At 55.2% G+C, this 3,211-nt stretch carries 3 protein-coding genes and 1 pseudogene; 1 reads left to right on the forward strand and 3 read right to left on the reverse strand.

Translation table 11 applies throughout. The features are described from left to right. Window positions 1-33: 33 nt before the first annotated feature. Window positions 34-369, reverse strand: a pseudogene (locus POTG_RS21875) (SPASM domain-containing protein); the annotation flags it as partial. Between the two features lie 117 nt (window positions 370-486). On the opposite strand from POTG_RS21875, the gene ilvB reads away from it, so the two are divergent. Further along, window positions 487-2,208, forward strand: coding sequence for a biosynthetic-type acetolactate synthase large subunit (gene ilvB, locus POTG_RS21880; RefSeq protein WP_009227033.1), 1,722 nt, complete (start codon window positions 487-489; stop codon window positions 2,206-2,208). Window positions 2,209-2,301: 93 nt separating this feature from the next. On the opposite strand, the gene POTG_RS21885 is transcribed toward ilvB, so the two are convergent. Then, complete coding sequence (locus POTG_RS21885) at window positions 2,302-2,595, reverse strand: hypothetical protein (RefSeq protein ID WP_009227034.1); 294 nt, start codon at window positions 2,593-2,595, stop codon at window positions 2,302-2,304. Between the two features lie 139 nt (window positions 2,596-2,734). Next, entirely contained in the window at window positions 2,735-3,079 is a 345-nt protein-coding gene (locus POTG_RS21890; protein ID WP_009227035.1) for a YlbF family regulator, read from the reverse strand. Window positions 3,080-3,211: the final 132 nt, after the last annotated feature.

The raw sequence follows: 3,211 nt of genomic DNA on the forward strand, positions 1-3,211 counted from the left end.
AGAACAAGAAAAGGAGGCCGCTCGGCCTCCTTATTATTTTTGTTGTTGTGAAAATCCTCGTGGAATATATGCGCAATACGGATCGCTCTCCAAATAATCGCCGGTAACCGCATAAGCCCTCGCTCTTGAACCTCCGCACAGCTCCTTAAATTCGCAGACGCCGCATTTTCCCTTCAGCAAGGATTTGTCCCTCAGCTCCCGAAGGATCGGTGAGTTCCGATAAATATCCACCAATGAAGCGTTCCGGACATTCCCGCAGCTAACTGGCAGGAACCCGCTTGGATACACCTCGCCAATGTGACTAATGAAGACGAACCCGTCTCCGTCATTTACACCTTTCGGCGAGCGGCCGAGCAGATCTTTACGTTTGGGCGCTGCCTCTCTGCTTCCTCCGGCCAAGGCGTCCCACGAATTATGACTGGGATCACTCCACAAGCGAATCTCCCGCGATAAAATAGTCAAAATTCCACCGGGAGGTCTGACCTAATGAGAAACATCCAAGAATCCAAGTTAACCTCCGCCCGAAGCGGAGCGGAGCTGTTAATCGATTGCCTGCTTGCGGAACAGGTCGATACGATCTTCGGATACCCGGGCGGGGCAGTAATTCCTATTTACGATGCGCTGTACGATTGCCGAGAGATCCGGCATATTCTGACCCGGCATGAGCAGGCAGCCGTACACGCGGCGGACGGCTACGCCCGCGTGACGGGGAAGGCGGGGGTTGCGCTCGTCACCTCCGGACCAGGCGCAACCAATGCGGTCACAGGGATCGCCAACGCCTACATGGACTCGGTCCCGATGGTCGTGCTGACCGGTCAGGTGTCGACTGATCTGATCGGTCGGGACAGCTTCCAGGAGGTCAACATTTTTGGCATGACGATGGACGTGACCAAGCATAATTATTCCGTGATGGATATCCGCGAGTTGCCTAGAATCATCAAAGAGGCTTTTCATCTCGCTGTCACGGGACGACCGGGGCCGGTCCTGATCGATCTGCCCAAGAACATCATGACCGCTCAAACCAACTTGAGTCCGGCTGCCGAAATCCACATCCGCGGTTACGTGCCTTCAACCCAGATCGATGAGGAGGCCGTACGGCTGATTGCGAGCAAGATCGAAAGCTCCGAGCGCCCGGTGCTCGTTGTCGGGGGCGGCGCCGTGGCATCCGGTGCGGCCGAGCCGCTGTTCCAGCTTGTAGAAACCACGCAAATTCCGGTGGCGACTACGCTGATGGGCATCGGGGCCTTCCCTGCCCGCCATCCGCTCTATCTCGGGATGCTCGGGATGCATGGCACGTATGCCGCCAACCGGGCGGTGCATCACGCCGATCTGCTGATATGTCTAGGAACGCGGCTCAACGACCGACTTTCCGGCAAGGCTAAGTCGTTCGCTCCCCATGCCTGGAAGATCCATGTGGACATCGATGATGCTGAGCTGGACAAGAACATTCCTGTTGATCTGGGGCTGTGCGGAGATATCGGGGACCTGCTGCGGAAGTTAAATGCGTGCGCGATCCCGCCCAAGTCGACCCGCTGGGCTGAGGAGACGGCCGGATGGCAGCGAAAGGTGCCGCATTATAACGAGTCGGTGGCTCCAGGATCGCTGAATCCGCAGGAGGTCATTCGGCTGATCGACAAGCATACCCAAGGCCATGCTGTGGTGGCAACCGATGTAGGTCAGCATCAAATCTGGACCGCCCATCACTACCAGTTCTCCCGGCCCAGTTCTTTCCTGACCTCCGGTGGACTTGGAACCATGGGCTTTGGCTTCCCCGCCGCTATCGGTGCCGCCATCGCGTTGGAAGGTCCGTCCGCTCCGCCGATTGTCTGCATCACCGGGGACGGCAGCTTCCAAATGAACCTGCAGGAGATGATGACAGCCGTGGATTACGGCTTACCGATCAAAATCGCCATCCTGAACAATGGTTATTTGGGGATGGTGCGGCAATGGCAACAGCTGTTCTATGAACGGCGCTACTCCTCCGTCCACCTCACTTCGCCGGATTTTGTAGCGTTTGCCGGCGCCTACGGAGTACCCGGGCTGCGGGCGCAAACGCCGGAGGAAGCCGATGCCGTGATCCGGCAGGCGTTAACGCACCCCGGCCCCGTTCTGATGGAATTTAACGTACGGGAGGAGCAAAACGTCTACCCGATGGTCCCGCACGGAGCCAGCAACGATCAAATGCTGACCGGCGAAGACGAGAGGTAGTGCCATACAAAATGAGCCGAGGACGAAAAAAAGGGACTGTTCCGGAAGATCATTACACTTCCGGAACAGTCCCTGTCCATTTTTAGCACGGGCTTATGCCTTTTCACCGTGTTTTCCGTCCGCTCCCCATTGGAGCTCCCATTCCCGGTATTTTTCCCGCCGGATTCGGTCCAACTCCCGCTGCTTCTCTTCATTGACACCAAGAAGGAAATGCAGGTGAGCCCCGATGACGAGGAAGGCAAACCCTGCCCACACCGCGCCAAATACCGACACCCAGCCGGCTCCAGGCTCAAACGAAATCATCGGCAAGGCATAAACGAGCATCGCTAATGCCAGAATCAGATAAACGGCATGCTTCCATTTGCTTGGTTTTCTTACGACTTTCATCCTCTGCAGCTCCTTTATTTTCATAGATTACGAGATACGTTGATGAGGTCTTCCCCTTGTCTCTTCTATCTCTATGAACGGGGCTGCAGGAATATGATAGAAACTTGTGAATCAAGAAAGCGTGCGTAAAAGCGCGAAGTTAGATCCCCGCGCCGTACAGGTGGGCCAGGCTGTCCGTAATAATCTTGTTGACGTCCTGAATGATCACGCTAAGCCGGCGTTCGGCGTCAAACAGACGACGGATATTCAAGTTCAGACTCAGCACCTCGAACTGTTTCTCCATTTGTTCCATTTCCTCTTGCGTCGGCATCTCTCCAGCCATCATTCGCTGCTGGACTTCATTTTGGCGAACCCGAAAATCGTCGAGCATCCGTTTGCTTTCGGGATCGGCCTCCACCAGCTTCATCGCTGCCGTGATTTCGGCTACCTCCTGGCTGTCCTTCAAGGCTGCCGCCAGTTCATGTGCTTTGTCATAAATGTTCATTAAGTTAAACCTCCAAATTTGATTTAGTGTAATCCAAGCGGGCGTAAGACGAGCCTGTCCCCTGCTTGCTTTCCAGTTTGCTTTCTAACTTGCTTTTTAGCTTGCTTACTAGCTTGCTTTCTAGCTTACTAT

Origin of the sequence: Paenibacillus sp. oral taxon 786 str. D14, from assembly GCF_000159955.1 — a bacterium.
GTDB lineage: Bacteria > Bacillota > Bacilli > Paenibacillales > Paenibacillaceae > Fontibacillus > Fontibacillus phoenicis.